The sequence below is a fragment of the Rhizobacter sp. AJA081-3 genome, from assembly GCF_017795745.1.
In the GTDB taxonomy this organism is placed as follows: domain Bacteria; phylum Pseudomonadota; class Gammaproteobacteria; order Burkholderiales; family Burkholderiaceae_C; genus Piscinibacter.
This window is the reverse complement of the sequence record NZ_CP059067.1, coordinates 256,245-279,828: the sequence shown is the minus strand read 5'-3', so window position 1 is coordinate 279,828 and position 23,584 is coordinate 256,245. Positions and strand designations below refer to the sequence as shown.

Annotated in this window: 21 protein-coding genes; 3 read left to right on the top strand and 18 right to left on the bottom strand. The window is 68.6% G+C overall.

The genetic code is table 11. The annotated features are described in order from the left end of the window. The 8 genes from HZ992_RS01375 to HZ992_RS01340 all read right to left on the bottom strand — a co-directional run bounded on the left by HZ992_RS01375 (nt 1) and on the right by HZ992_RS01340 (nt 14,807). Entirely contained in the window at nt 1–1,524 is a 1,524-nt protein-coding gene (locus HZ992_RS01375; RefSeq protein ID WP_209384896.1) for a c-type cytochrome, read from the bottom strand. Between the two features lie 5 nt (nt 1,525–1,529). Further along, nucleotides 1,530–2,135, bottom strand: coding sequence for an SCO family protein (locus HZ992_RS01370; protein ID WP_209384895.1), 606 nt, complete (start codon nt 2,133–2,135; stop codon nt 1,530–1,532). Nucleotides 2,136–2,137: 2 nt separating this feature from the next. After that, nucleotides 2,138–3,604: a S8 family peptidase gene (locus HZ992_RS01365; protein ID WP_209384894.1), complete on the bottom strand. Its 1,467-nt coding sequence runs from the start codon at nt 3,602–3,604 to the stop codon at nt 2,138–2,140. Continuing rightward, nucleotides 3,564–4,055 (bottom strand): hypothetical protein, encoded by a 492-nt coding sequence (locus HZ992_RS01360; RefSeq protein WP_209384893.1) that lies wholly within the window; start codon nt 4,053–4,055, stop codon nt 3,564–3,566. The genes HZ992_RS01365 and HZ992_RS01360 overlap by 41 nt, the downstream gene beginning before the upstream one ends. Nucleotides 4,056–4,193: 138 nt before the next feature. Then, a complete protein-coding gene (locus HZ992_RS01355; RefSeq protein ID WP_209384892.1) occupies nt 4,194–6,275 on the bottom strand; it encodes a cadherin-like domain-containing protein in 2,082 nt (693 codons plus the stop codon). 19 nt (nt 6,276–6,294) lie between these two features. Then, nucleotides 6,295–7,692, bottom strand: coding sequence for a multicopper oxidase domain-containing protein (locus HZ992_RS01350; RefSeq protein ID WP_209384891.1), 1,398 nt, complete (start codon nt 7,690–7,692; stop codon nt 6,295–6,297). A gap of 26 nt (nt 7,693–7,718) precedes the next feature. After that, on the bottom strand, nt 7,719–8,933 hold the full coding sequence (locus tag HZ992_RS01345; protein ID WP_209384890.1) for a multicopper oxidase domain-containing protein: 1,215 nt from the start codon (nt 8,931–8,933) through the stop codon (nt 7,719–7,721). Between the two features lie 21 nt (nt 8,934–8,954). Then, complete coding sequence (locus HZ992_RS01340) at nt 8,955–14,807, bottom strand: hypothetical protein (protein WP_209384889.1); 5,853 nt, start codon at nt 14,805–14,807, stop codon at nt 8,955–8,957. A 263-nt stretch (nt 14,808–15,070) separates the two neighbouring features. On the opposite strand from HZ992_RS01340, the gene HZ992_RS01335 reads away from it, so the two are divergent. From HZ992_RS01335 to HZ992_RS01325, 3 genes are all read left to right on the top strand, one after another. After that, nucleotides 15,071–15,775 carry a response regulator transcription factor gene (locus HZ992_RS01335; protein WP_209384888.1) on the top strand — a complete coding sequence of 235 codons (705 nt, stop codon included), beginning with the start codon at nt 15,071–15,073 and terminating at the stop codon, nt 15,773–15,775. Next, complete coding sequence (locus HZ992_RS01330) at nt 15,768–17,144, top strand: ATP-binding protein (protein ID WP_209384887.1); 1,377 nt, start codon at nt 15,768–15,770, stop codon at nt 17,142–17,144. Before HZ992_RS01335 ends, HZ992_RS01330 begins: the two co-directional genes overlap by 8 nt. A gap of 240 nt (nt 17,145–17,384) precedes the next feature. Further along, nucleotides 17,385–17,981, top strand: a complete 597-nt coding sequence (locus tag HZ992_RS01325) for a winged helix-turn-helix domain-containing protein (protein WP_209384886.1) — start codon at nt 17,385–17,387, stop codon at nt 17,979–17,981. A gap of 46 nt (nt 17,982–18,027) precedes the next feature. Here HZ992_RS01325 and rplQ read toward each other — a convergent pair whose 3' ends face one another. The 10 genes from rplQ to rpmD form a co-directional block, all read right to left on the bottom strand. Then, nucleotides 18,028–18,426, bottom strand: a complete 399-nt coding sequence (gene rplQ / locus HZ992_RS01320; protein WP_209384885.1) for a 50S ribosomal protein L17 — start codon at nt 18,424–18,426, stop codon at nt 18,028–18,030. 70 nt (nt 18,427–18,496) lie between these two features. Beyond that, a complete protein-coding gene (gene rpoA / locus HZ992_RS01315; RefSeq protein ID WP_209384884.1) occupies nt 18,497–19,489 on the bottom strand; it encodes a DNA-directed RNA polymerase subunit alpha in 993 nt (330 codons plus the stop codon). 153 nt (nt 19,490–19,642) lie between these two features. Beyond that, nucleotides 19,643–20,266 (bottom strand): 30S ribosomal protein S4, encoded by a 624-nt coding sequence (gene rpsD, locus HZ992_RS01310; protein WP_209384883.1) that lies wholly within the window; start codon nt 20,264–20,266, stop codon nt 19,643–19,645. A 145-nt stretch (nt 20,267–20,411) separates the two neighbouring features. Next, nucleotides 20,412–20,816, bottom strand: a complete 405-nt coding sequence (rpsK, locus tag HZ992_RS01305; protein WP_209384882.1) for a 30S ribosomal protein S11 — start codon at nt 20,814–20,816, stop codon at nt 20,412–20,414. A gap of 48 nt (nt 20,817–20,864) precedes the next feature. Next, nucleotides 20,865–21,230 (bottom strand): 30S ribosomal protein S13, encoded by a 366-nt coding sequence (rpsM, locus tag HZ992_RS01300; RefSeq protein ID WP_209384881.1) that lies wholly within the window; start codon nt 21,228–21,230, stop codon nt 20,865–20,867. 17 nt (nt 21,231–21,247) lie between these two features. After that, entirely contained in the window at nt 21,248–21,361 is a 114-nt protein-coding gene (rpmJ, locus tag HZ992_RS01295; RefSeq protein ID WP_009548427.1) for a 50S ribosomal protein L36, read from the bottom strand. Between the two features lie 29 nt (nt 21,362–21,390). Then, entirely contained in the window at nt 21,391–21,609 is a 219-nt protein-coding gene (gene infA / locus HZ992_RS01290) for a translation initiation factor IF-1 (protein ID WP_209384880.1), read from the bottom strand. Between the two features lies 1 nt (nt 21,610). Then, the gene (gene secY, locus HZ992_RS01285) at nt 21,611–22,921 is read right to left on the bottom strand and encodes a preprotein translocase subunit SecY (RefSeq protein ID WP_209384879.1); all 1,311 of its coding nucleotides are present in this window, start codon (nt 22,919–22,921) and stop codon (nt 21,611–21,613) included. A gap of 34 nt (nt 22,922–22,955) precedes the next feature. Beyond that, nucleotides 22,956–23,387 carry a 50S ribosomal protein L15 gene (rplO, locus tag HZ992_RS01280; RefSeq protein WP_209384878.1) on the bottom strand — a complete coding sequence of 144 codons (432 nt, stop codon included), beginning with the start codon at nt 23,385–23,387 and terminating at the stop codon, nt 22,956–22,958. Beyond that, a complete protein-coding gene (gene rpmD / locus HZ992_RS01275; protein ID WP_209384877.1) occupies nt 23,387–23,569 on the bottom strand; it encodes a 50S ribosomal protein L30 in 183 nt (60 codons plus the stop codon). Before rpmD ends, rplO begins: the two co-directional genes overlap by 1 nt. Nucleotides 23,570–23,584 lie beyond the last annotated feature (15 nt).

Sequence of the window (23,584 nt, the reverse complement as noted above, 5' to 3'; positions counted from 1 at the left end):
TCAGGGCAACGCCTGCCACTGCCAGTCGACACGCCCCTCGCGCACCTCGCCGACCCAGCTGCCCTTGGAAGCGATGCGCTGGTCGGGCCCGATGGCCAGGCGCGGATAGGGGCTCCAGGGGATCACGTTCTCCAGCCCGTGCTCGAGCAGCTCGAGCAGGTATTCCGGCGTGAAACCGAAGTCCAGGTGCACGAGGCCCTCGCCGAGCACGGTGGCGGCCTGCAGCGTGCTGGCCGCCACGTCGGCTGGAACACTCTCGAGCCCCTGGCCGCGCAGCCACAGGCGCGTGCGCAGCAACTGGCGATCGAGCGGCTCGCCAGTGCGCATCGGCGTGACGATCCAGCCGCGCGGCGTCCGCGGCAGCGACGCATCCAGCTCGGCCTGACCGAGCGCGTGGGTACCGGGCAGCCAGGCCACCGCCCGATCACCGTGGTCGCCCTCGCGCAGGCGCGCCGCGTGGGCCGCTGGCGGCAACAGCGAGACGATCGCCTGCGCTTCCTGGTCGCCGTCGACCAGCGCCACGCCCTGCCCTGCGAACACGCCGCGCACGCGATCGGCCAGCGGGCCCGGCGTGCCCCAGAGCGACGCGCGGCGCAGCCCCTGCGCCTTCAGGCGCGACGCCGCCATCGCGGCATCGGCATCGATGCCGGCATGGAAGTGCAGGCTGTAGAAGCCCGGCGCGCGCCCGCCGCCCGCCTCGGCCAGCGGCAGCAGGCACGGCAGGCGGTGGCGCGCGCAGAACGCATCGACCGGTGCCCACTGTGCGCCGCCCATCCCCGCCACCAGCGCATACACCGGCTGGCGCGACTGCCGCGCATCGAGCTGTGCGGCCCAGGTCGAAGGCTCGCCCTGCAGCGCCCAATGCTCGAGCTGCCAGACGCGGAACTTGCGGTACATGACCATCTCGCGCGTGCGCGAGGACTGCACCGAGCGCTTCGCCTCGTGGCGCGACTGGCCGTTCTTCTGCGCGACGAAGTGCTGCAGCGTGGCCAGCATGGCGTCACGGCGCTGCGGGTCGGCATCGGGCGTGGTGACGGTGGCCACGCGCACCGTGTCGGCGTCCAGCCCCGGCGGTGTGCCCTGCGACATCGTGCGCAGGTAGGCGCTCAGGTCGGCGAGATCGGCATCGTCGAGGCGGTAGCGCGGCATCGCGGCAGGCAGCGTCACGCCGTCGGGCGAGACGCCGCTGCGCAGCAGATGGCCGAGAGAGGCCTCATCGTAGGCCGGCCGCACGCGCCAGCGCGCCGACGCCGGAAAGAAGCGCGCCGTATCGCGGTCCAGCGGCTTGAACAGCATCGCGCCGGCAATCGGCGGCACGGCCAGGCCGCCCTCGAAGTTGCCCATGCCGCTGGGTCGGTGGCAGGCCGCGCAGGCAGCCGACATCGGCGAGGCACCCACAGTGTTCATCGCCACGCGGCCTTCGTAGAGCGCCCGGCCGCGCTCGGTGTCGGCCGCACGTGCCGAGGGCAGGGAATGGGCGAGCACCAGCGCCCACAGCGCAAGCACGGCTCCGCGCAGCCGCACGCCGATCACCCCGCGGCCGGCAGCGATTCGATCAACGCCACCAGCTCGGCCGCGTCGGGAAAGCCTTCGACGCGCAACCAGGGCGCGCGCGCGCTGCGCCGCATCAGCAGCACCGGCGGGTGCGAGGCCTTGCTGCCGCGATAGACGTCGAAATACTTCTGCACGCGCAGCAGGTCGTCGAAGCGGCCGGTATAGAACTGCCAGCCGGGCCCGGTGCGGAAGCTGCTGGCGAAGCGGCGCAGCTGCTCCGGCGTGTCGTTGTCGGGATCGATGGTGATGCTGGCCAGCTGCAGCTTGCGGCCGCGGCCGTCGAGTTCGCGCTGCACCTGCGCGAGCACCGCGGTCTGCAGCGAGCAGCTGGTCGAGCAGGTGGTGAAGACGAAGTTCAGCACCAGCGGCACGGCGTTGTCGAGTTCGCTGTCGAGCCGGCGCGACTCGCCCCGCATCGTGGTCAGCGCCACCGCCGGCACCGGCGCGAGTTTCGGATGCAGCAGTTGCGTCTGCCGCGCCGCCGCCGTCGCGCCACTGCGGCGCGGCACGAGGGCGGACAGCCCCGCGCCGAGCAGCAGGGCGAGGCTGCGGCGTCGCTCGGGGGAGCTGGCGCGATGCATCGTCAGGGCGCGGTGCGCGGCGCCAGGCCCAGCGCGCGCAGCAGCGGCGGCCGGGTCTCGCCCGGCACGGCGCGCAGCAGTGCCTCGCGCTCGGCCATCGGCATGTCGGGCCGCGCCTGCAGGAGCAGCGCCAGCTCGCCGCTGACCAATGCGGCGGCGTACGAGGTGCCAGTGGCCACGGTGGTGATCGGCATGCTGCCGGCGGCGAGGTCGGTGGTGCGCAGCAGCTCCCCCGGCGCCATCACGTCGGGGTAGGGCCGCGCATCGCAGGCAGACACGCCGCGGCTGCTGAACATCGCCATCTGGCCCTCGCCGTCGAGAGCACCCACCGCCAGCGCGCCGGCGTTGTTGGCCGGGCTCACGCTGGAATTCTCCATCGGCCCGCCATTGCCCGCCGCGAACACCACGTGCATGCCGGCCGCGCGCAGCCAGCGCAGGTCGCGCGCGAACTCGTCGTCGCAGCTGCCGGGCCGGTCGCCCAGGCCCCAGGCATTGAGCACCACCTGCGGCGCATCCGGCGTGGCTGGCTTGCCGTCGGGATCGAGCAGCCAGGCGGTGATGCGATGCAGTTGCGACAGGCGGCCGATGTTGCGGTCGTTGTAGATGCGTGCGGCGATCCAGCGCGACTGCGGCGCGACACCGACCGTCTGCCCGCTCGCGCCGGTACCGCTGACCAGGCCGGCGATCTGCGTGCCGTGGCCGTGGCGATCCATCGGCCGGGCATGTTCGCCATGCACGTCGAACCAGTCGGCCGCGCCACCGCGGAAGCTGCCGGCCAGATCGGGGTGCGAGGCGTCGATGCCGGTGTCGACCACCGCCACCGTCACGCCCTTGCCGGTGTAGCCGGCCTGCCAGGCGGCCGGCGCGCCGATCGCCTGCAAGGCCGCCGAGGCGGGCAGCTGTGCATCGAAGCCGGCCGCCTGCACCGCGGCGGGCGCTCGGCCTTCGTTGCGGCACGACTTGGGCAGGCGCTGGCGCGGCGTCGGCCGCGCCGGCTTGCAGGGGTCGGCCACCGGCCGGCGCGACGGCGCGAGCAGGCCGATGTCGTAGCGGATGCTGGCGATGTCGCTGCGCTTGGCGAGCTCGCGGATGTCCTTGGCCGGCAGAAGCGCGGCGATCGCGTTGAGCGTGACCAGCGGCACCACCTGTTCGGCATGGCGCGCCTGAAGATCGAGCACCAGGGGCGCCTGCAGCGGCGCGTTGAAGGCCTTCAGCGCCTCGAGCAAGCGGCCGCCCCGCTGCCCCTGCGGCACGGCGGCCACGCGCTGCGCCATCTCGTTCGCATCGGGCTGCTGCGCCAGGCGCAGGATCACCGGATAGCGCTGGGTGCCCTGGTCGCGCGCCAGGCGCGCGGCCAGATCCGGCTCGAGCGTGGCCGCACCGGCGGCCGACACGCCCAGCGCTGCGGCGGCCAGTGCCGCCAGCCGCCTACTGGACCACGAGTCCCTTGACCATCGAATCGCCTGCATGGAGCGTCACCTTCTCGCCGGCCCGGAGCTTGCGGTCCGGGTTGGCAAACAGCATGAAATAGACCTTGTCCAGCTGCGCCGGCTGCTTGGCCGTCGCCGACTGGCGCAAGGAACCCACCTTCGGAACCTGCGGTACGTAGAAGCGGTCGCCGGTGGCCTCGTTGACGAGCACCGGCTGGATCTTTCGTTCGAGCAGCATCTGCGCCTTGGCGACGTCCTTCACGCGGTAGCGCAGGTCGATCAGGAAATCGGCGCCCGACAGGCGAACGCCGACGAGTTCGACGCCGAAGTCCTCGATGCGCTGTGCCGCAGCGGCGCTCGCGGCAGGCGCGGCTGGGGCCGGCGCCGTGTCGCCCGCCGCGTGCAACGGCCCACACGGCATCAGCCCAGCGACCATGGCGATCACTGCAAGCGGGCGGTACCTCGTGGCCCTGGATAGGGTGTCGACCATGGCGGCTCTCCTTGAAGACGATGGTGGCACCGCGCCTGCCGCGCCGCGACCCCATGGCTGCGTGTCACTGCGGCACGCCCGCTTAGCCACCATTAAGAAACGGGGCCGAAGCCCCGTTTCGCTTCGGGAAGCGAGAGATCAGTTGACCGTCACCCGCACCGGCACGGCGTTGGAGACCGCAGTCTGTTCGTCGCGCACGGTGTAGATGAACTCGTAGGTGCCGGCGACGGGGACCTGCAGCGCCGCGATGTTCGTGTTCGGGATGCGTGGCGTGAAGCGGAAGGTGCCACCGACGATCGTCACCGTGGCTTCGCGCTGCGCAACGAGCGCGATGGTGGCCCCCGTGGTCGGGTTGATGCGCCGGACGCTCCCCGCCTGGACGGCCATGCTGCCCGGAACGATGCTGCCGCCATCGGGGTCGACGTCATTGCCGGTCAGGGTCGGATCGATCGGCCTCGTCATCGCGGTGATCTGCGCCGCGTTGCCGATGGCGAGCGGCAAGTTGAACAAGCCTCCACGAGCCAGCGTGATCGTGTACGCATCGCCGGCCGCCACCGGCGCCACGTTGGCCGCCACGTTCAGCGTCACCGTTGCCGGCGCCGACTGCAGGCCGAACGGGTCGCGCGAGGCGACACTGAAGGTCACCGGCGCGCTGCCCGTGGCGGGCTGCGGGCCCGTCCAGGTGTAGGAGCCGTTGGCGTTCAGCGAGAGCGTGCCGGCGCTCGCCGCCACGGTCTGCACGCTGCTCAGTGCGTCACCGTCCGGATCGGTGGCCCCCGCCAGCACGCCAGGCGCGGCGATCGTCACGCTGCCGTGCGCCACCGCGATCGGGCCGGTCGCCGCGATGCCCGGGGTGTGGTTCACGCGCACGTTGAAGGTCTGCGCCACCGTCGTGCTGCCATCGCTGCCACTGACGGTCGCGTCGTAGGCCGTGGGCACGCTCGTGCCCAGCGGTGCAGCCCAGGCGATCAGCCCGGTCGGCGAGATCGTCATGCCCGGCGCGGTGGTGCTCAGCGTGTAGCCGCCGGTGATGTTGCTGCCCTGCACCTGCAGCGCGAGGCTCGTGCCTTCGTTGACCACCTGCGACCCGATCGGCTCGATCGAAGGCCCGACCGGCGCGGACTGCGCGACGCGCGCCACCTGTCCGCCGAGGGCCGAGCCATCGGCGTTGTCGGTCCCGCCACGGCGGTCGAACAGCGCCACGCTGCGGTTCACGCCGGTGGCCGGAACGTTGGCGATGATCTGCGCATCGGTGGTCTTGCCGGCAGGCACCAGCACGGTCGCCTGCTCGCGCGGCGCGGCATACGGGTAGCCATCTTCGCCGAGCAGCTTCCAGGTGCCGTTGGTCAGCATCAGCGTGCGCGACTGCAGACCGGCATTGGCGATGCGCAGGCCGATGCGCGAACCGTTGGCCGCAGCCACCGGCAGGTCGGTGGCGGCCGCGCCGCTGGCGTCGATCCCCGTGAACACGCGGCCGTTGATCAGGAAGAAGCGTGGCGCGTAGTTCAGCGTGCTGTTGTTGCCCGCCTTCCAGCTGCTCGGGTCGGCACTGCCCAGCGTGCTCGCGATGCGGCCGTGCATGTCGGCATCGACCTCGCTGAGCAGCACCGGCGTGTCGCGGTCGAAGCCCGCATCGCCGGCGCCGACGACGCGCGCCAGGCCGGCCAGGCCCATCTGCACCTGCACCTGCGGGTGCGTGCCGCTCTGGTAGAGGAAGCTGCCGGGGCGCAGGTTGGTGAACGTGTAGGTGCGGCTCGCACCCGGATCGGTCTCGCCGGTGAACGAACGCACGCGGCAGGCCAGCCGTTCGGCCACCGTGCCGGTGGACGGATCGCACGAAGGCCCGATCAGGTCGACCGCCATGACCGGCGCACCGCCATCGCTGGCCAGGGCCTGCGCCGACAGCACCACCGAGGTCGGCACGGTCAGCCGGTTGACCAGCGTGATCGCCAGCGTGGTGTCGCCCGCAGGTACCGTGAGCACGGGAGCGTCGGCCGCACTGCGCGTCGCGCTGGTGGCGCTGCACAGGCTCGCGTCGCTCACCTGCCGATAGCCCCACATCGGCACGCCGGGCGCGCCCGGCAGGTCCACGGTGTACGGCTCGGCGCACAGGGTGACCGAAGCCGCCGTCGCCTGGCCCGCGGCGATCGCCAGCAGCGCCGCCGCCGCCGTTTGCAGCAACACCGTGGTGTGGCCGCCAGTTTTGCATGCGCTGTTCATGATCGCTCCCTGCTGCCGCTCAAGGCTGACCGACGTCGATCGTCACGCCGTGGGGCTCGATCACCAACATGGTCATCATGCCGCCGGGGAAGATGCCGCCATTGACCACTTCGCGCTCGTTGTGCGAGTGGAACATGTGGAAATAGCCGCCCGAAGTGTTGGCCGCGCCGGCACCGACCGGGCGGATGCCGAAGTCACCGAGGTAGGGGCTGCCGCTGTAGAACTCGCCGTAGGCCAGCTCGAACTCCGAGGGCAGCTTCACCGGGATCGGCTTGCCGATGTCGCTGGCGAGCTGGTGGCGCTGCTGCGCGGTGTGCGTGCAGTAGTCGGCTGCCGCCGGGTTGGCCTGCGCCGGGTTGCACAGCTTGCCGTAGACATCCCAGCCCAGGCCGGCACCGGTCCAGCTCCACAGCGCGTCGAGCGTCTGTCCGGGCACGACCTTGATGGTGTAGTCCGAGAAGGCCAGGTTCGGGCCGGCCGCGGGCGTGCTGCCGAGCATGCGGCCGTCGCGCGCGATGGCCCACGAGTTGTTGCCGTGGTGATGCATCGGGTGCAGGTCGGTGCCCGCGCCGATCATGCGCAGCAGCATCTTCTCGCCCGGGTGCAGGCGCGGCAGCGTGTTGTACGGCTGGTGCGGCAGTTCACCGGCGAAGTTCTTCGCGAACACGTCGGGCGAGGTGCGGCCGTTGAGCGTCCAGTACTTCGGGAAACGCTTGGACAGGTCGGCCGTGAAGAGCCCTTCCGACGTCGCCGTGTAGCCCGGCAGGGCCCTGAATGCCCGGACCTGCTCGTCGATGGCGGCGTGGATGTCGGAATCGATGTCGCCGACGACGAACAGCGACTCGCGGTCGTAGGCGGTGCCGATGTGGTTGTAGGCCCACTTCGACCCGGCCGGGTTGCCGCTCGGGTAGACGATCAGCGCGCCGACCATGCCCATCTCGACCTGCAGGCCCGGCTGCGATCCGCTCTGGTACAGGTACGTTCCCGGTTGGCCCGCGGTGAAGGTGTAGGTCACCGTCTGGCCTGGCGCGGCCTCCTGGGCCAGCACGCCCGCGGTTCCGCCGCTGGCCGTCACGCCGACCTGGCCGGGAAACAGCATCGAGCTGCGCGTGGGCAGGTTGTTGGTGAAGCTGATGCTCACCGTCTCGCCCTGCTGGACGAGCAGCGTCGGGCCGCTGATCTGCATCAGCCCGGTCCCGCCGGAGGCCGTGCTCGCCCCATAGCCCCAGGAATAGATCTGCACGCCGTCGGCCATGCTCGGATAACCCTCGCCGGCGAACATCTCGAAGCTGCGCGTGCCCGCCGAAAGCGTGCCGCTGGCGCCGACGATGGCGGCCTGCGCCTGCACGCCGGCCATCGCCAGCGCGGCGGCCAGCAGCCAGCGACCGGCGCGGTGAAGGATCTGGTTCGGGCTCATGGTGGTGGTCCTCCCGGTGGCTCGGCTCACTGCAGCACGAAGGTGGTCATCAGACCGCCCCGGTCCTCGTTGGCCCCGTTGCTCAGAAAGTTCAGGTTGGTCGTGTACAGGTAGTAGGTGCCCGGCGCGACGCCGCGCGTGTCGATCAGCAGGTCGACGCCGTCGCCGCCGCCCAGCGTCACCGAGGCCGTGTTGTGCGCCCAGCTGTCGCCCGCCGGGCCGCGCGCGATGGCGGCGCCACGGCCGACGATGCGCATCGGCAGGCCCATCGCGGTGAGGGTGTAGTAGGCGTCCACGCTCAGGTTGGTCAGGCGCAGCAGCACGCGGTCTCCGGCCGTCGCGCGCAGCACCGAGTGCAGCTGCTGCGACAGCGCCGGCGCGTCGGCACCCACCGGCATGTCGGCCTGGTTCTCCAGCGTCGTCATCGGGTAGCCTCGGCCGTTGAGCTGCGTGAAGTCGCCCTTCAGCTCGAGGAAGGGCAGCGGCTGCACCAGTTCGTGGAGCTCATGGAAGTTGGAATCGACCGCTCCCATCTGCAGCGAGAACTCGCGGTCGTAGCCGGTCGAGCCGTCGCCGTCGTTGTAGGCGAAGCGCGTGAAGGTCTTGCCGTCGTTGGTGCGCGCGCTGCCGTTCTGCCGCGGCAGCACGTTGAGCATGCCCAGCATGCCCATCTCCATGTGCTCGGTGGCCTCCACGTGGCAATGCCACATGAAGGTGCCGGGGTCGTTCACCTTGTAGTAGTAGGTGAAGGTCGATCCCATCTGCACGGTGGCCGAGGCCTGCGGCACGCCGTCGAAGATCGCCGAGGCCTGCGGGTAGCCGTGCCAGTGCACCGAGTGCTGGTCGAACAGGTCGGGCCGGTGGATCATGCCGACGTTGGTCAGCGAGAGCCAGACCTCGTCGCCTTCCTGGAAGGTGATGGTCGGCGCCGGGAACTTCGCCGCGGCGATGCCGTTGATCATCACCTCCTCGTCACGCCCTTGCGCCGGCGCGAAGCCGAAGCCGTAGGCCTGGCGCCCGTCGCCGAGCACCTGCCAGCCGTCGCCGGCCACCACGTGCAGGCAGACCTTGCGGTTGCCGCCCGGCGGCGTGTAGGTGCGCAAGGTCAGGCCGGTCGCCGGATCCACGCTGTCGGTGCCCAGCGCAGTGACGTCGCTGGGGCACTGGGGATACACGCCGGCCATCGCTGCCGGCAACGCCAGCGTGCCGAGCAGGGCTGCGAAGAACTTGCTGAGCTTCATGATGGTTGCTCTCCCTGCGGGTTACTGAGCCAGCGCACCGCGTGCGAAGTTGCCGTTGCTGCGCGGCACGCCGTTGAGGTCGTTGGCCAGCTTCGGCCAGGCCAGGATCACGAGGCTCTGGCCCAGCGAGAAGTGGCCTCCGGGCGCGACCGCGGCGGCCGTCGGGTTGTAGGTGCCGAAGTCGACCCAGTTGCCCGTCACCGTCGCACCGCGCGTCAGCGGGCCGAAGCGCACGTCGATGAAATTGCCGCCCTCGTCGAACGCCGCCGCGGTGGTCACCACGGTGGGTTCCTGCACCTCCAGGACCGGCGCGCCACGCACCACCGATTGCTCCAGCGCCGCGAGCAGCTGCCGCAGGCCGCCGTTGCTGCCGATCTCGTAGGCACTGCGGAAGTCGACGCCGGGCAGCGTGATGTCGCCCTGCGCGTTGCCGCCGCCGCCCGCCGTGCCGTCGCCCGCGTTGATCGCCGAGAACACCGAGTAGGAGCTCGTCAGCGTCGGGTCGGGCGTGGCGGCCGGCGCGAACAGCACCGCCACGTCGTTGCCGCTGCGCGCCTGCGGGGCCTGCGCGCTCAGCCCGAAGCAGGGGCTGCCGTTGGCGGTGTTGTACGAGCAGGTGGTCTGGTCGATCGAGTAGTCGATGCGCCAGTTGAAGCTGCGGTTGCCCAGCACGACGCTGTTGATGATCTGGCCGTCGGAGAACCAGCGTGCCTTGCCGGCCAGCGCCTGGTTCAGCGCAGTGAAGGCGCCCAGCCGCGCCAGCAGGCCGCCGGAGTGGCCGTAGCCGACGACACCGGCGCCGTTCTGCACGACCGATTGCGAGATCACCAGGCAGCCCGGGTCGCCCAGCCCCAGCGCGCAGTTGGACGCCTGTGTCGGGCTCGTGCCGCCCTGGAAGGCGCGCGCCGCTGTCGCGTAGCTGTCGTTCATCGCGATCGTGTTGTTCACGATGTTGACGTTCGCCGCGTCCTGCATCGAGATGCCGCCACCGGCCACGCCCGCGCCGTTGTTGACGATCACGTTGTTCAGGATGTCGACGCGGTTCCACAGCAGCCGCAGGCCGTTGTTGACGTCGCCCGAACCGTTGACGCCGACCATCGCGATGCCGCCGCCGTCGCCCGCGCCGGCCAGGTTGCCCTGGAAGACGTTGTTGATGACGGTGACGTTGCCGGTGCCCAGCGCAATGCCGGTGCCCGCCGGGTCGACGATGCCGACGATGGCCAGGCCGCCGCCCTGCACCGACTTCGCCTGGTTGAACGACTGGTTGAAGCGGAACTGGTTGTCCGACACCGTGCTGGCGTACGTGACCGCGTTCAGCAGCACCGTGCGGTTGTCCTGATCGACCATCCGCGCCCGCACCGCGGCGTTGCCGTTGGCGGTGTAGCTGCTGCTCTGGCCGAAGTGCGCCATGCCGCCGCCGTCGCCGGTGGAGAAGTTGCCGGCCACGTAGTTGTGCGCGACGCGGTAGCCGCGCGCCCCGGTGTAGATCGAGATGCCGCCGCCGCCGCCGACCACTTCACCGGCTGTGTTGCCGTTCTTCAGGATCTCGTTGTGGTGGATGTTGACCAGCAGGTTGTTGGCATCCACCGGCAGGTCGGCCTGGTTCAGGTCGGCGTGGCCGATGCGGATGCCGCCGTTGTACAGACCCTGGTTGCCGATGATCCGGTTGTTGGAGATCTGCAGCTGGATCGCGTTGCCGTTGGCGACGATGCCGCCGCCGGTGTCCGCACCCGAGACGGTGAAGCCGTCGATCTGCAGCGCACGCACCGGGCGCAGGTTGTTGTTCGCCGAGGCCGGGATGAACGGCCCGTTGGCCAGGCTCGCGGCGTTGCCCGCCAGCGGCCGCTGCAGGATGAAGAAGCCGGAAGACTCCTCGGTGGCGAACAGCGGCGGCGCGTTGTCCACCGTGTCGCCGGTGAGGCAGGCAGCCATGTTGGCCGGCACCGCCTGCCCCGGCAGCAGGGCGGCCGACATGCCCTGGTTCAGCACCAGGTCGCAGACCTTGCCGCGCCACCCGGCCAGCCGCACCGGATCGGCGCCCATCGAGGCATTGATGATCGTCACCGGCGCGCCGTAGCCCTGCACCCGCACGCGCTTCCAGACGATCGGCGCTTCCTCGTACAGGCCGGGCGCGACGGTGATGAGATCGCCGTCGACGGTGCCCGGTGCATCGATCGCCGCCTGGATGCTGGCGAAGTCGTAGCCGCCGCCCTGGCCGACGGTGACCGGGCGCACGCGGCCGGCCGCCATGTTCACGGTGCCGGCATGCAGCGTGGCGCCGCGCACGGACTTGCGGCCGTTCGCATGGACCACCTCGACCGTGCCGCTCACCCCGCTGGGCACGTTGACGGTGATGACGTCGTCGGCCCAGCTCACGTTGGCCGCGGCGATGGCGGTGCCGCCGATGATCACCTGGCCGGCGCTGGCGCCGAAGCCGTAGTTGCGGTCGATCGTCTTGGGCACCGCGTTCGTGCCGGGCGTGCCCAGGTCGTTCTGGTCGTAGGCCGGGTTGTGTACCTTGGTCAGGCCCATCGACACGATGCGCACCGTGCCGCCGGCCGCGGGCACCCACGGGCCGACGTCGTTGGCGTTGAACTGCCCGGTCACCATCTTGATGCCCGGCGTGCCGTCGGGCTGCTCGGTGTCCAGCGCGTACTGCGACGGGCCGGCGAAAGCCGCGATCGGCAGCACCGGCGTGTCCAGGTAGGTCGTCTTGCCCGGCAGGTACTGGAAGGTGTAGCAGAACTGCGTGTACTGCGGATTGAAGTGCGGGTCGATCACCGTGCCGCCGGTCACCGGGTCCTTCATGGTCGGCGAGTTCAGGCACACGTTGACCATGTTCGGCGCCACGCCCGAAGGCATCGGCACGTTGAAGGCGAAGCTCGAGGGCACCAGCGCGTTGTAGGTGCCGTAGCGGTCGGAGTAGACGCGGTTGATCTCGTTGCCGGCGTAGTCGCGGATCGAGACCGGCATGAACGGCGGCGCGTACTTCTCGCCGAAGCTCGGCGCATACGGATCGAACTCGTTGGCCAGGTCGTCCAGGATCATGCCGACGATGTGCCCGGCCACCGGCGTCTTGGTGAACATGTGGAAGTCGGCGAACGGGTTCAGCCCCGGCGCCAGCACCACCAGCTTCTTGTTGCAGTAGGGCCGCCGCGCCAGCACCGTGGTGTTGTCCGCCGCGTAGGTGTCGCGGAAGCGAGCCGGGATCTCGACGCCCTCGAACAGCGTCAGGGACGAGGGCACGAGGTTCGGCGTGGTGCCGTTGAAGTAGGGCTGGCCGTTGTCGTCCAGCGCCTCGTCGCGCGAACCCAGGCACTCGGCCGGGTTGGCCAGCGTGCCGGGCACCAGCAGGTCGCCGAAGTCGACGTTCTTGTCCTCCTCCTTCTGGTGCTCGTAGCCGTAGGGCGCCACGCCTTCGAGCATGTAGCGCCCGGGCGGCAGCGGCACCGGGTCGATGCTGCTGGCGCGCGCCGGGTCGGGGTTGCAGCTGCCGTCGGCAGCCAGGCCGGCCGGGCAGTAGTCCACGAAGCCGAAGCCGCCGTCGAACACGCCGTCACGCACCTGGTTCCAGATGCGCATGCCGTCGTAGCAGCGGCTCTGGTTCGGGCCGGTGGCGAAGCTGTTGCCGGCGCGGTCGGCGTACGGGTTCGGGTCGACGCAGTTCGCCGGCATGGCGTTGTCGAAGCTGTCGGTCGTGGCCAGTTGCACCGCGTGGCTCAGGTTGGCCGCGCTCGGCTCGACGATGGCCCCGTTGGGCGCCACCACCTTGTTCTGGTTGTTCAGGCGGTACAGGCGGATCTCGACGTTCGGAACACCCGGTTCGTTGTTCTCGGGCGTGGCGAACTTCGGGTCGTTCTCGGCCCGCGTCGAGGCGTAGTGCACGACGCCGGTGATGCCGCCGTGGTCGTTGGCATCGGCCGGGTTGTATTCGCTCTTGCCCCAGTGGATGACGTTGGTCTGGCCGAGGAAGCCCTGGAAGTTCTGCAGCAGGTTGGCCGAGCTCGGCGCGACCGGCGAGCCATCGGCGTTCTTGCCGCCGAAGATGCGCCAGGGCTGGTTGGCGTTCTCGGGCTGCAGCTGCGGCGTCAGCGTGTTGGCGGGCCACAGGTCGGCCAGGTTGGCCGGCGGGTTGAGCACCGCACCACCGTTGTCCGCGATGATGGTGGCGCCGGTGGCCTTGAAGCGGGTGAAGTCCGTCTCGGCGACCAGCCAGTTGAAGAAGGGGAAGACCTCGGCGAACTGGTAGTTGCCTTCGTCGTCGGTGACGGTGGAGTTGTAGATCGAGCCGTCGCGGAAGCGGATGTTGACCACCGATCCGGGAATGCCGGGCTTGGCCGCGCCGGCCGCGTCGTACGGGAAGCCGGTGCCTTCCTTGTCGTAGAAGACCTTGCCCTGCAGGTTGCTGAACCAGCTGAACACCGGCACGTCGTTCAGGTTGAGGTTGCTGCCGTCGGCGGGCATCACGAACTCGTAGTTGGCGATGACGTTGTCGAGCGGTTCGTCCCACACGGCGAGCTGGTAGCGCTGACCCGGCTTCAGCCCGGTGATGCTGAACATGCCTTCGCGGCCGGCCTGGTCGTCGCAGGAGTTGGCGTACAGGGTGCGCCCCAGTCCCACGCCGGCGGCGATTTCGTTCAGGCCGATCCAGCAGGCAGCGACGGGCGCGCCGGAATAGAAGCGCACGCCGGGGGGGCGCGACATGTGGGTGCTGACGACCTTGCCGCTCACCGAAGCGGGCCCGCTCAGGCCGGTGACCGACGTGTCCTTGAAGCGGCGCACGAAGCCGTGCCACACGTGGTGGCCCGGGGGGCCGAACTCCTTGAAGAAGCTCGGTTCGCCGGACTTGACCCAGGCGTCGACACCCCAGGTGCCCTCGATGGTGGTGGTCTGGTGCCACTTCGACTGGTCCTGGCCGCTGATCGCCGGCGTGATCTCGAAGCCGTTGTCCCACACCACCTGGTCGACACGCGTGCGCTGTGCCTCGGTGGCGATCCAGATCGGCACGTTGGTCGCGTTGCCGTTCGCATCGGCGAAGTTGCAGCGCTGCACGCTGGGCATCACCGGCGGCGCGATGGAGAAGATCGTGTACTTGGCCGGCGACAGGTTCTTGATGCGGACCACGCCGTTGCGATCGGTCCAGAGCTGGTTGGCGCCCAGCTTCGAATACATCAGCGAGCCATCGGGGTTGTAGCGCGGCGAGCCATCAGCATTCAGTGCGTACTCGGTGCCCAGCGGGTTGCCGAAGGTGTCGGTGGACATGCGCCCGCCCGAAGCACCATAGGTGCCGCCGGCCTCGAAGAGCTGCACTTCCCAGCCGCACAGGGGCGACTCCTGCACCCCGGGTGCATCCGCCGCTCCGTTGATGGGGGCGTTGTCCTCGAACACGAAGACCGAGATCTGCGAGGTCTTGAACGGCAGCGGGTTGACGGGCACGACGACGTCGGGGAAGGCACCGCTGGCTGCCGCGCGGATCGGCATGCCGTTCATCGTGTAGCCGGTGGCGGTGGTGCCGAAGCTCGCGTTGTCGGGCAGCACCGACACGTAGTAGCGCTTGCTCGGATCGGTGGCGGGGAAGTTGACCACGCCAGCGCCATCGCTGTGGCCGACCTGCACCACCCTCGTGTGGCTGCGGTGGAAGCCGAGCGACAGTGTGGGGTCGCCATTGAGCCCGGTGACGTCGGGGACGACCTGGTAGGTCGCGTCTTCCTCGATGGTGTAGCGGTAGGCGGTGACGGCGACGCCGTCGGTGCCCCTGACGCGGATCTCCACCGCCTGCGCGGAGACGAATCCCAGGCACGTCAAGCCGAGCATCAACCGGGCGATGCCGGCACCGGCATGGTTCCAAAGCGCGCGTACGGTCGGTGATTCCATGATTCCCCCTGCTGACCACGAACCGACGCTCGACACGAGCGCGGCTCCTTTGCCATGGGGGTCACTCTATGGACGTGTCGAACTGTTGCTGCGGGTGGCGGACCTGCTCTTCACGGTAGGGTCGACCCCCAGCACCCCGCGATCACGGGGTGCCCGGCATCGCCGCGCCGGGTGCGCCTTAGGCAGGCTTAATCGCGTGACGAGTTCACGGCGCTCCGTCGGGTCCGGGGGTCGCGGTCGGCGCTTCGATTGGCGAAAATGGTTTGGCGGAGGTCAAGCTGCAGATGCGCATCCTGATGGTGGAAGACGACAAGCTGTTTGGCGCAGCCATGCAGAAGTCGCTGCTGCGCGCCGGCTACGCGGTGGACTGGATCGAGCTCGGCCGCGACCTTGTCGGCGCGATGCGCGCCGCCGAATACGACTGCGTGATGCTCGACCTGAACCTGCCCGACGCCAGCGGCGAAGATTGCCTGAAGACGATCCGCGAGCGCAGCCCGGGCATGTCGGTGATCGTCGTCACCGCCCGGGGCGGCCTGATCGACCGGGTGCGCCTGCTCGAGATCGGCGCCGACGACTATCTCGTCAAACCGGTCGACCTGGACGAGATGAACGCACGGGTGCGCGCCATCACCCGGCGCGTGCAGCACGCGCAGGCGGGCGGCACATCGGCCGTGCTCTCGCACGGCGCGCTCAAGCTGCAGCCGGCGCGGCGCACGGCCACCTGGAAGGGCCAGCTGGTGCCGCTGACGAACCGCGAGTTCTGGCTGCTCGAGACGCTGGTGCGCAAGAAGTCGCAGATCCTCTCGCGTGAACGCCTGGAAGAAACGCTGTACGGGTGGGGCGACGAGATCGACAGCAATGCGGTCGAGGTGTACATCCACCACCTGCGGCGAAAGTTCGAACCCGGCCTGATCAAGACGGTGCGGGGCGTGGGCTACCAGCTGGGCGCGGAGACGATCGATGATTAGCAAACCGAAAGACTGGTCGCTGCGCACGAGGCTGCTGGTCATCGCGGCGCTGGCGAGCCTGACCACGCTGCTGGCCGGTGGCGGCGCCATGTACTGGGCGGCCCAGCACGAAGACCAGCGATTGCTCGACTCCCGGCTCGAGGACCTGGCGCGCACGGTGCTGTCGTTCGCGGAGCACGAGATCACCGAGATCCTCGGCGAGGGCCGCACCGAGCTGATGCACACCGAAACCGCCGCGACGCTCGGCTCGCGCTACCGCTACCAGATCTGGACGCGACACGGCAGCATGCTGCTGCACAGCTACAAGGCTTCGCCCAGCGTTCCGATGATGCCGCTGCGCAATCTCGGCTTCGGCACCGTGGCGATCGAAGGCGATGACTTTCGGGTCTTCTCGATGGAGGGCAATGGCGGCGAGATGGTCATCCAGGTGGCCGAATGCCTGGATGAGCGCGAATCGGCCATCGGCATCGTCAGCCTCTACTTCATCGGCTTCCTGCTGTTGCCGTTCGGCATCGTGTTTGCCGTCACCTGGTGGCTGCTGCGCCGCTCGCTGCGCTCCATCGATGCATCCGCCGCCCAGCTCAGCCAGCGCAGCCCGATCGACCTGACCCCGGTGGTCGCCGAGAACCCGCCGGTCGAACTCAAGCCGATGATCACCTCGATCAACGCGCTGTTCGAACGCATCAACAAGACGCTGTCGCTGGAGCGTGGCTTCACCGCGGTGGCCGCGCACGAACTGCGCACGCCTTTGGCCGGCCTGCGCGCGCATGCCCAGATCGCGGCCACGGCCCGCTCCCCGGAGGAGCTCGCCGAGTCGCTCGCCGCGGTGATGGTCGGCGTGGACCGCGCGGCCCACCTGCTGGACCAGTTGCTTGATCTGGCCCGCATGGAGAGCGTCGCCAGCGACACCGACCGTCTGCGCCAGTCGGTGGACATCGCCAGGGTGTACGAAAGCGTCGTCAGCGATCTGGGCAGCCTGGCGTCGCGGCGGGGGCTCCGCATCGAGTCCGACTTCATGGAAGAGCGCATCGTGGCGATGGAGCTGGGCATGTTGCTGCTGCTGCGCAACCTGCTGGGCAATGCGATCCGCTACACGCCGGCGGGCGGCCGCGTGAACGTCAGCACACGCCGGGAGGGCGCGGCCATCACCTTGACGGTGGACGACTCCGGCCCAGGCATCCCGCCGGAGTCGCGCGAACGCGTGTTCGAGCGCTTCGATCGGCTAGGCGCCATCGGCGACGAGGGCGTCGGCCTGGGGATGTCCATCGTCCAGTCCGTGGTGGTGGCGCATCAGGCCATGATCCGGCTGCTGGAGTCGCCGCTGGGTGGCCTGCGCGTGCAGGTGCATTTCCCGCTGAATCGGGTCTGATCCCGGTTTCTTCATCGTCGGTTAAGGCACCGTCGCCAGACTCCATCGCAGGCGCCAGGAGCGGCGCGCGATGTGGTCGTGCCCGCTCCTGGCATTTGTCCAGCAATCTGCCGGCGCGCGATGAACGACGACTGGAACGGCGCAGCGCGCCAAGGTTTCGAGTGGGGCGTGCCACGGGCTGCGGGTCGCAGTGCCCGACCCGGCCTGCCCCGGAGGCCGGGCAGCCTTCCCGAGGGCGCCGTGCGACTTCTCCTGGTGACCGAAGACGAAACCCTGGCTGCGGCGCTGATGGCGCGGCTGCAGTCGTGTGGCCATGGCGCACGCTGGCAGCGAGAGTGGCCCGCGCCCGCGCCGGGCAGCGACCATGAGATGCTGGCCATCGATGGCGCGCTGTGGCGCGCCGCCGAGGCCACGGGCTTCGCCGGCGGTGGCGAGTCGGTTCCCACGATGCTGCTGGAAGAACCGGGGTTGTCGCCCGCCGGCTCCGCGGCGCGGCTCGAGGCCCTGGTGGAAAGCGTTCTGGCCTGGGCCGAACGCACGGCCCTGGGCGCGGCGCAGCGTCTGATGGGCGGCGAGCTGCTCGTGGACCTCGACCGCCCTTTCATCCAGCTCAACGGTGCAGCGGTCGAGCTGACGCCTCTGGAGTGGCAGGTGATCACGCTGCTCGTCAGGCGCCCGGATCGCGTCGTGTCGCGACAGGAAATCGCGCAGCTCATCGGCGGCGATGCCACGGCCAGCGACAACGCCGTGGCCGTCCATCTGTACAACCTGCGCCGCAAGCTCGGCCGCCACGCCATCGAGACGATTCGCGGCCGCGGCTTTCGCCTGCGGCCATGAAAAAAGCCGGCTGACGCCGGCTCTTTCGTTCACGCCGCGGAGCGTGTCACTCGGCCTTTTCGGCCGCTTCCTCGGCCACCACGGGCTCGGGGCGGTCGACCAGCTCGACGAAGGCCATCGGCGCGTTGTCGCCGAGGCGGAAGCCCATCTTCAGGATGCGGGTGTAGCCGCCCGGGCGCGCCTTGTAGCGCGGGCCCAGCTCGCCGAACAGCTTGGAGACCACGGCGCGATCGCGCGTGCGGTCGAAGGCCAGCCGGCGGTTCGCCAGCGTGGGCTCCTTGGCCAGCGTGATCAGCGGCTCGACGACGCGGCGCAGTTCCTTGGCCTTGGGGACCGTGGTCTTGATCGCCTCGTGCGTGAGCAGCGAGTTGCACATGTTGCGGAGCATCGCCAGGCGGTGTTCCGAGGTGCGGTTGAGTTTGCGAAGTCCGTGACGGTGACGCATGGTGCTTTCCTGTCTTTATTGAACCCCAGCCGGATCAGGTACTGGGGGTTGCACACAGCGCTGAGTGATCTCAGCGCTTGTCGAGGCCCTGCGGGGGCCAGTTCTCCAGCCGCGCGCCGAGCGTGAGCCCGCGCGAAGCCAGCACTTCCTTGATTTCGTTGAGCGACTTGCGGCCCAGGTTCGGCGTCTTCAGCAGCTCGGTCTCGGTGCGCTGGATGAGGTCGCCGATGTAGTAGATGTTCTCCGCCTTCAGGCAATTGGCCGAACGCACGGTGAGCTCGAGCTCGTCGACCGGGCGCAGCAGGATCGGATCGAACTTCTGGTCGCTGCGGTCGCTGCGGCCGGCGTCGAAGATCTGGTCGACCTGGCCTTCGAGCTGCGCGAACACCGCGAGCTGCTCGACCAGCACCTTGGCCGAGGAACGGATCGCCTCTTCCGGCGTGATGGCGCCGTTGGTGACGATCTCCATCACCAGCTTGTCGAGGTCGGTACGCTGCTCGACGCGGGCGCTTTCGACCGTGTAGCTCACGCGCGAGACCGGCGAGAACGACGCGTCCAGCACGATGCGGCCGATCGACTTGGTCGGCTCGTCGCCATAGCGGCGCAGCGTGCCCGGCACATAGCCGCGGCCCTTCTCGACCTTGATCTGCATGTCGAGCTTGCCGCCTTGCGACAGGTGCGCGATCACGTGATCGGGGTTGATGATCTCCACGTCGTGCGGGGTCTGGATGTCGCCGGCCGTGACCGGGCCTTCGCCTTCCTTGCGCAGCACGAGGGTGACCTCGTCGCGGTTGTGCAGGCGGAACACCACGCCCTTGAGGTTCAGCATGATGTGAACCACGTCTTCCTGCACACCGTCCACCGTCGAGTACTCGTGCAGCACGCCGGCGATCGTCACTTCGGTGGGCGCGTAGCCGACCATCGACGACAGCAGCACGCGGCGCAGCGCGTTGCCCAGCGTGTGGCCGTAGCCGCGCTCGAACGGTTCGAGCGTGACCTTGGCGCGATTGCCGCCCAGCGGCTCCACGTTGATGGCTTTGGGTTTGAGCAGATTGGTTTGCATTGAGTCCTGTTCCTCTGGATGCCCTCGGCTCGTTACACCGATAAGGCTGGCGGACATCGCCGGGCGGGTGAACCAACGCTTCGTGCCGGCACGCGAAGCATCACCGAGAAGGGGAGTCGGCCGCCGGCCGGCACCCCGTTGTCGTGCTGGGGCTTAGCGCGAGTACAACTCGACGATCAGCGCTTCCTTGATGTCGGCGCCGAACTCGTCGCGGTCGGGGGCCTTCTTGAACACGCCTTCCAGCTTGTTCGCGTCGACCTGCACCCAGTTGGGCATGCCCTGGCCTTCGGCGAGCTTGACGGCGTCGGTGATGCGCAGCTGCTTCTTGGCCTTCTCGCGCACGGCGACGGTGTCGCCGGCCTTGACCGAGTACGACGCGATGTTCACCACCTCGCCGTTGACCGTGATGCCCTTGTGCGAGACGAGCTGGCGTGCCTCGGCGCGCGTGGAGCCGAAGCCCATGCGGTAGACGACGTTGTCCAGGCGCGACTCGAGCAGCAGCAGCAGGTTCGAGCCGGTGTTGCCCTTGCGGCGCTCGGCCTCGGCGAAGTAGCGGCGGAACTGGCGCTCCAGCACGCCGTACATGCGCTTGACCTTCTGCTTCTCGCGAAGCTGCAGGCCGAAGTCGGAGGTGCGCGAGCCCGAAGTGCGGCCGTGCTGGCCGGGCTTGGAGTCGAACTTGGCCTTGTCGCTGATCGGGCGGCGGGCGCTCTTCAGGAACAGGTCGGTGCCTTCACGGCGGGAAAGTTTGGCCTTGGGGCCGAGGTAGCGTGCCACTTTGGTGTCCTTCGTTCAATCTGACGCGACGTCTAGACTCGCGCGAGCCTGGCGGGTGTTGTTATGGGTGCTCAGGCGGTGGGCTTCTTACAAGCGAAAAAGTCGGCGAGGCCTCGAGGGCTTCGCCGACCGCGGAAAACAGCGCTCAGATGCGGCGGCGCTTCTGCGGGCGGCAGCCGTTGTGCGGAACCGGCGTGACGTCCGAGATCGAGTTGATGCGGATGCCCAGCGAGGCCAGCGCACGAACCGACGACTCGCGGCCCGGGCCGGGGCCCTTGATCCGCACGTCGAGGTTCTTGATGCCTTGTTCCTGGGCGGCGCGGCCCGCCACTTCCGCGGCCACCTGGGCAGCGAACGGCGTGCTCTTGCGCGAGCCCTTGAACCCCTGGCCACCGCTGCTGGCCCAGGCCAGCGCGCCACCCTGGCGATCGGTGATCGTGATGATCGTGTTGTTGAACGACGCGTGCACGTGCGCAATGCCGTCCGCAACGTTCTTGCGGATCTTCTTGCGCACGCGTTGAGCGGCGGTATTGACGGGTGCCTTGGCCATGGTCGTGTCTTTCTCTAATGCTTCACTGGGTCAGGAAGGAACGGCAGTTCACTTCTTGACGAGCGCGCCGGACTTGCGCGGGCCCTTGCGGGTGCGCGCATTCGTCTTGGTGCGCTGGCCGCGCACGGGCAGGCCGCGGCGGTGACGGAAGCCGCGGTAGCAGCCGAGGTCCATCAGTCGCTTGATGTTGATGGACATCTCGCGGCGCAGGTCGCCCTCGATCGTCATCTTGCCGATTTCTTCCCGGATCTTCTCCAGGTCGCCGTCGGTGAGATCCTTGATCTTCTTCGAGTACGCCACACCCACCGTGTTGCAGATCTTCTGCGCGGTCGTACGGCCGATGCCGTAGATGTGCGTCAGGCCGATCTCGGTGTGCTTGTGCGGCGGGATGTTGATGCCAGCAATGCGTGCCATGTCTCTTGTCCTTCAGTTCAGCCTTGACGCTGCTTGTGGCGCGGATCGGTGCAAATGACTCGCACCACGCCCTTGCGGCGAATGATCTTGCAGTTGCGGCACATCTTCTTGACCGATGCGGCTACTTTCATGGTCTTCTCCTAAGCCTTCGTCAGGCAACTCACTTGGCCCGAAACACGATGCGGGCACGACTCAAATCGTAGGGCGTCAACTCGACCGTCACCTTGTCACCCGGAAGGATGCGGATGTAGTGCATGCGCATCTTTCCGGAGATGTGGCCGAGCACGACGTGCCCGTTTTCCAATTTCACGCGAAACGTGGCGTTCGGGAGGTTTTCGAGAATCTCCCCCTGCATCTGGATGGCATCGTCTTTCGACATCTCAGCTCGCCTTGAAATTCGCCTTCTTCAGCAAAGACTCGTACTGCTGACTCATCACGTAACTTTGAACCTGGGCCCAGAAGTCCATCGTCACCACGACGATGATCAACAGCGAGGTGCCCCCGAAATAGAACGGCACGTTGTACTTGAGCACGAGGAACTCGGGCAGCAGGCACACGGCGGTGATGTAGATCGCACCGGCCAGCGTCAGGCGCGACAGGATGCGGTCGATGTGCTTGGCGGTCTGTTCGCCCGGGCGGATGCCCGGGATGAACGCGCCGCTCTTCTTCAGGTTGTCGGCCGTCTCGCGGCTGTTGAAGACGAGCGCGGTGTAGAAGAAGCAGAAGAACACGATCGCAGCGGCGTACAGCATCACGTAGATCGGCTGGCCCGGCGAGAGCAGCGACGCCAGGTCCTTCAACCAGCGCAGGCCATCGCCGGTGGCGAACCAGCCCACCACGGTGGCCGGCAGCAGGATGATCGACGACGCGAAGATCGGCGGGATCACGCCCGACATGTTCAGCTTCAGCGGCAGGTGCGAAGACTGGCCGCCGTAGACCTTGTTGCCGACCTGGCGCTTGGCGTAATTGACGAGGATCTTTCGCTGGCCACGCTCGACGAACACGACGACGAAAGTCACCAGGATCACGATCGTGATGATGAACAGCGAAGCGACGATGCTCATCGCACCGGTGCGCACCAGTTCGAACAGCCCGCCGATCGCGCTGGGCAGGCCCGCGGCGATGCCGGCGAAGATCAGGATCGAGATGCCGTTGCCCAGGCCGCGTTCGGTGATCTGCTCGCCCAGCCACATCAGGAACATCGTGCCGGCCACCAGGCTGACGACGGCCGTCATGCGGAAGCCGAAGCCCGGCGCGATGACCAGGCCCGGAGAGCCTTCCAGCGCGAGCGCGATGCCCAGCGACTGGAACAGCGCCAGGCCGAGCGTGCCGTAGCGCGTGTACTGGGTGATCTTGCGGCGGCCGGCTTCGCCTTCCTTCTTCAACGCCTCGAGCGTCGGCACCACGTAGGTCATCAACTGCATGATGATCGACGCGGAGATGTAGGGCATGATGCCCAGCGCGAAGACGGTGAAGCGCGACAGCGCGCCGCCCGAGAACATGTTGAACAGGCTCAGGATGCCGCCGGCCTGCCCCTTGAACAGCTGTTCGAGCTGCTGCGGGTCGATGCCGGGCACGGGAATGTGCGCCCCGAGGCGATAGACCACGAGCGCGAGCACCAGAAAGACGAGCCGGCGACGCAGGTCGCCGAACTTGCCGCTCTTGGCCAGTTGATTCGCGTTGGTTGCCACTGAGTTCCGTTCTGCGTCTTTGCCCTGCGGCCGATCAGGCCACGGAGCCGCCGGCCGCCTCGATGGCAGCCTTGGCGCCGGCGGTCGCGCCGATGCCCTTGAGCGAGACCTTCTTGGTCAGCTCGCCGGTCTTGATGACCTTGACCGTCTGCGCGATCTGGCCGACCAGCTTGGCCGCCTTCAGCGTCAGCAGGTCGACTTCCTCGACGCCCAGCGCCTCGAGGTCGGCCAGCGTGATCTCGTCGTTGTACTTGAGCTGGTGCGACTTGAAGCCGCGCTTGGGCAGGCGACGCTGCAGCGGCATCTGGCCGCCTTCGAAGCCGACCTTGTGGTAGCCGCCGGCACGGGACTTCTGGCCCTTGTGGCCGCGGCCGGCCGTTTTGCCCAGGCCCGAACCGATGCCGCGACCGACGCGACGGCGGTTCTTCTTGCTGCCTTCGGCAGGCTTGATGGTGTTCAGTTCCATTACAGCACCTTCACCAGGTAGGAGACCTTGTTGACCATGCCGCGCACTGCGGGCGTGTCTTCCAGGGTCGACTGGCTGTTGAGCTTGCGCAGGCCGAGGCCGCGCACCGTGGCGCGATGCGATTCGCGCGTGCCGGCGATGCTGCGAACCAGCTTCACCGTGAGGGTTTTCTTGTCTGCCATGACTCTTCTCCGCGT

What these genes read in the sequence shown, in the direction of transcription:
- HZ992_RS01370 (WP_209384895.1), bottom strand. Translation starts at nt 2,135, where the DNA reads ATGCATCGCGCCAGCTCCCCCGAGCGACGCCGCAGCCTCGCCCTGCTG.
- HZ992_RS01365 (WP_209384894.1), bottom strand. Translation starts at nt 3,604, where the DNA reads ATGCAGGCGATTCGATGGTCAAGGGACTCGTGGTCCAGTAGGCGGCTG.
- HZ992_RS01360 (WP_209384893.1), bottom strand. Translation starts at nt 4,055, where the DNA reads ATGGTCGACACCCTATCCAGGGCCACGAGGTACCGCCCGCTTGCAGTG.
- HZ992_RS01355 (WP_209384892.1), bottom strand. Translation starts at nt 6,275, where the DNA reads ATGAACAGCGCATGCAAAACTGGCGGCCACACCACGGTGTTGCTGCAA.
- HZ992_RS01350 (WP_209384891.1), bottom strand. Translation starts at nt 7,692, where the DNA reads ATGAGCCCGAACCAGATCCTTCACCGCGCCGGTCGCTGGCTGCTGGCC.
- HZ992_RS01345 (WP_209384890.1), bottom strand. Translation starts at nt 8,933, where the DNA reads ATGAAGCTCAGCAAGTTCTTCGCAGCCCTGCTCGGCACGCTGGCGTTG.
- HZ992_RS01340 (WP_209384889.1), bottom strand. Translation starts at nt 14,807, where the DNA reads ATGGAATCACCGACCGTACGCGCGCTTTGGAACCATGCCGGTGCCGGC.
- HZ992_RS01330 (WP_209384887.1), top strand. Translation starts at nt 15,768, where the DNA reads ATGATTAGCAAACCGAAAGACTGGTCGCTGCGCACGAGGCTGCTGGTC.
- rplQ (WP_209384885.1), bottom strand. Translation starts at nt 18,426, where the DNA reads ATGCGTCACCGTCACGGACTTCGCAAACTCAACCGCACCTCGGAACAC.
- rpoA (WP_209384884.1), bottom strand. Translation starts at nt 19,489, where the DNA reads ATGCAAACCAATCTGCTCAAACCCAAAGCCATCAACGTGGAGCCGCTG.
- rpsK (WP_209384882.1), bottom strand. Translation starts at nt 20,816, where the DNA reads ATGGCCAAGGCACCCGTCAATACCGCCGCTCAACGCGTGCGCAAGAAG.
- rpsM (WP_209384881.1), bottom strand. Translation starts at nt 21,230, where the DNA reads ATGGCACGCATTGCTGGCATCAACATCCCGCCGCACAAGCACACCGAG.
- rpmJ (WP_009548427.1), bottom strand. Translation starts at nt 21,361, where the DNA reads ATGAAAGTAGCCGCATCGGTCAAGAAGATGTGCCGCAACTGCAAGATC.
- infA (WP_209384880.1), bottom strand. Translation starts at nt 21,609, where the DNA reads ATGTCGAAAGACGATGCCATCCAGATGCAGGGGGAGATTCTCGAAAAC.
- rplO (WP_209384878.1), bottom strand. Translation starts at nt 23,387, where the DNA reads ATGGAACTGAACACCATCAAGCCTGCCGAAGGCAGCAAGAAGAACCGC.
- rpmD (WP_209384877.1), bottom strand. Translation starts at nt 23,569, where the DNA reads ATGGCAGACAAGAAAACCCTCACGGTGAAGCTGGTTCGCAGCATCGCC.